Origin of the sequence: Vibrio sp. 10N.222.48.A3 (assembly GCF_041475345.1) — a bacterium.
In the GTDB taxonomy this organism is placed as follows: domain Bacteria; phylum Pseudomonadota; class Gammaproteobacteria; order Enterobacterales; family Vibrionaceae; genus Vibrio; species Vibrio tasmaniensis_A.
In genome coordinates this window covers 1-3,442 of record NZ_JBFRVX010000333.1, presented here as the reverse complement: position 1 = coordinate 3,442, position 3,442 = coordinate 1, and the positions used below count along the sequence as shown (strand labels likewise).

Sequence of the window (3,442 nt, the reverse complement as noted above, 5' to 3'; positions counted from 1 at the left end):
GAATCTACACAAGCTCTTTGAAGCATTTAGCCAAGCCGATAGTACAACCACGCGCCGATTCGGTGGCACAGGGTTAGGACTCAATATTAGTCAGAAATTGGTTCGTGCAATGGGTGGCCAAATTAGTGTTGGGAGTGTTTTCGGGCAAGGCAGCGAGTTTTCGTTTGTTCTAACATTGCCAAGATCAAGTGTTGAAGAATTGGCAGAGTTTAAAGCCCAAGAGCTGCAACTGGATTACCAGATAGAGTTCAAAGGTCAAAAGGTATTGCTCGTTGAAGATAATGAGTTAAATCAAGACTTAGCCTTGGCATTCTTCACCCGCTCTAATCTGAATGCCGACTTGGCAGAGAATGGAAAAGAGGCACTGGAGTTAGCTCAAAGCAACGAATACGAGATGATCTTTATGGATCTGCAAATGCCGATCATGGATGGTTTCGAATCTACACGTTTGATTCGTGAGTTTGATAAAGATGTACCAATTATTGCGATGTCGGCCAATGTGTTTGCTGATGCCAAACAGCGAGCGCGAGAGGCTGGAGTCACGGACTTCTTGGATAAGCCAATTATCATCGATAAAGCCACCTCTTTGATTACGAAATACATCGTGCCAGAGGTTCTGGTTGAAGGTAAAGCGTCATCAGAGTCGCCTTTAGTTAGGGTGCAAGATAGCAGCTCTAACAGTTCGACATTAAGCTCTGATACTCTGATGGTTCTCCCTGTTTTCTCATTGCCAAGGTTCGGTCAGCTGACTCATCATGATGTGAAACTTCAAGAGAAGATGCTTGGTAGATTCTGCCAAGGGGCGCCTGACATTATGTCGGATACCTTCGACAACCTAGTGCAAGATGAATGGGTGACGTTAGAGCGGAACCTACATACGTTAAAAAGCATGGCGGCTTCTATTGGCGGGTTGCAATTGGCTGAACAACTCGGTGGTCTTGAAAGCAAAGCGCATAACAAGGCGTGTGATGAGCAGGATCTTAAACAAGCTGAGCTTGGGTTAATCGAATTGATCAAAACGGTAGAGAGCAGCTTTGATGGCTCTGGTGCTCAAGGTGTTGAAACGGCATGTACTCAAGAAACTGAGGTGAGAAGCGCTGATGCATCGAATTCGCCTAATATCACTCAAGAGCAGCGTGCTAAGTTGTATTCGCTGTTGGATGCTTATGATAACGATGCGACCCAATACGTGACTGAATTACTGGCACAGTATCCATATTCAGCAGTTCTTAAAGATGTCCAAAGTGCGTTAGATAATTACGACTTTGAACGAGCCAAAGAGGTTCTGAGTGCTTCTGAGTAGCTGTCTTTTGAACATCACTCCAACATTAAAGCCTTTAGCTCTTGCTGCGAAATAACGAACTAGCTAAAGGCTTTACTTCTTTCTGTGTCTCGGATTAATTACTGACGTGTTGTTTGATTAGATCGATAAGGGTGTTGTATCTGTGCGGCAGTTTTCGATTTCTTTTCTGAACCAAATACAGTGTTTCTTCAACCTTCACTTTAGGTGGCACAACATGCAACTTCTCTTTGTCTGGAAAGTTTTCGACAGCCCCTGCGGGTAACACGGTGAACCCAAGCCCTTTTGATACGGGTAATAGAATTTGGTGGAGTTGATTAATGTAGCCAGACTTCGGGATCTCATTGATGTTGATGTTCGCTAAATCTTTATCTCCGCATAGGTCAAAATACAAAGACAGGTAATGAGCAGAGTCTGGATGGGCTATGAGGCCGATATTGTGCAGAGCTTCAGGGGTAATCTCTAAGTCAGCAAGACTATGATGGACGATTAAGCACAGCGCCTCATTACCAATAACTTGGCTCTGATAATAGCTGTCATTGGGTGAATGTCTGACGATTCCAATATCGGTGGTGCCTTGGATTAGGTCGTTCAATATCTTTTTGTTCGGTGCCGCTTCTAGGTTGATGCTCAGGTCTTGATGTTGCTGCTGCAGTTCAAGAAGCTTGGGATACAGACGCAAAGAGAGTGAACCCGAACAGGATAGATGACATTGCCCAGAATAAGGATTGTCGAAACTCAGAGATTCGAATAAATCTTCTTGGTCTTTTTCCAGTTTAAGAGCGTAGCGATACATAATCCGACCTTGTTCGGTCAGTTCGAAACTCTTATTTTCTCTCGATAACAAGTCACAGTTACAAGCTTGCTCAAGCTTTTTGATGTGTTGGCTAACGCCAGGCTGTGTCATATACAGCTTTTCTGCAGTTTGGGTGAAATGACCAACTTCAACCAGAGTCTTAAATGTATTGAGCCAAAGTGGATTAATCATACTCACCTTTAAATGCTAACGCCTATGGATAAAAAGGCTTATAAGTAACAGAGCCTGTGAATAACAAAGCCTATAAACAACAAAGCTTCTGAATAACACCAAATTATTATTATCTTAAGTAATGATAATTTCAACTCTAGAGCGTAAAGCAACGAAGATCAAAGCACCTTTGGCGGAATACACTTCGAAGTCGAGACTCGTGGCTCTTTAATTGAGTGCTTTGGTGAGTTCATTAAAAGTAACAAAGAGTTGCGACTTTGTTGATTTTTTGTTCTATTGACCAGCTGTGCCCATATTTAGGAACGAAGATGAATAGAAATGTTTGGCTGCTCTCACTGTGTCAGGCCTTGTTGATGACGGGCAACATATTACTGATCTCAGTGATTGGCTTGATAGGCAAACAGATTGCACCCAGTGTCAGCATGATTACTTTGCCTGTTGCGTTGCAGTTTTTAGGCTTAATGGCAGCCACTATTCCTGCATCTTTAATTTCAGGAAAATTAGGACGAAAACGAGGGTTTAGTATCGGCAATGTAGTTGGCATTACCGGAGCAAGCCTTGCGACTTACGCGTTATCTCAGCAACATTTCTATCTGTTTTGTTTCGCCACGTTTTTGCTTGGGATAGGTATTGGTTTTGGTACGCTTTATCGTTTTGCTGCAATCGAGGTGTGTGATGAAAATGCCCGTCATCGAGCGATATCTATCTCTATGGCTGGTGGCGTTTTAGCAGCGGTATTAGGGCCAAACTTGGCGATTATGTCGCAACAGTGGTCAGCAGATGGTTTGTATATTGGTGCTTTTGCTTCGCTGATCGGCCTAAACATCTTAGCTTTAGCCTTGTTACAAACCATTCAGTTTCCTAAGGTCTCTTTTAATAGTCAGGCTCCCAAAGCCGATCCTTTAAGTGTGATCGTTAAAGCGCCGAACTTTGTTGGCGCTGTGTTTGCGGCCATGGTTGCTTACGCCGTGATGAACATTTTGATGACGGCAACACCATTGGCGATGATTGGTTGCGGATTCGATTTTACTAAAGCTGCTGGTGTGATTGAGTGGCACGTATTGGGTATGTTTGTGCCTGCATTCTTTACGGGTTACCTCATCGAGAAGTTCGGTTCAAGAATGATGATCCTTGCAGGTGGCGTGTTATTTGTG

General features: G+C 43.5%; 3 protein-coding genes. 2 read left to right on the top strand and 1 reads right to left on the bottom strand.

Going from position 1 to position 3,442, the window contains the following annotated elements; genetic code table 11:
• Positions 1-1,303: response regulator (locus AB4653_RS10655; RefSeq protein ID WP_372104108.1), on the top strand; the 1,303-nt coding region annotated here is incomplete at its 5' end.
• 94 nt (positions 1,304-1,397) lie between these two features.
• Here AB4653_RS10655 and AB4653_RS10650 read toward each other — a convergent pair.
• Positions 1,398-2,288, bottom strand: a complete 891-nt coding sequence (locus AB4653_RS10650) for a LysR family transcriptional regulator (protein ID WP_009844857.1) — start codon at positions 2,286-2,288, stop codon at positions 1,398-1,400.
• Positions 2,289-2,596: 308 nt separating this feature from the next.
• Here AB4653_RS10650 and AB4653_RS10645 point away from each other — a divergent pair.
• Positions 2,597-3,442, top strand: an 846-nt coding sequence (locus AB4653_RS10645) for an MFS transporter (protein ID WP_372104105.1), incomplete at its 3' end; no start/stop codon positions are given.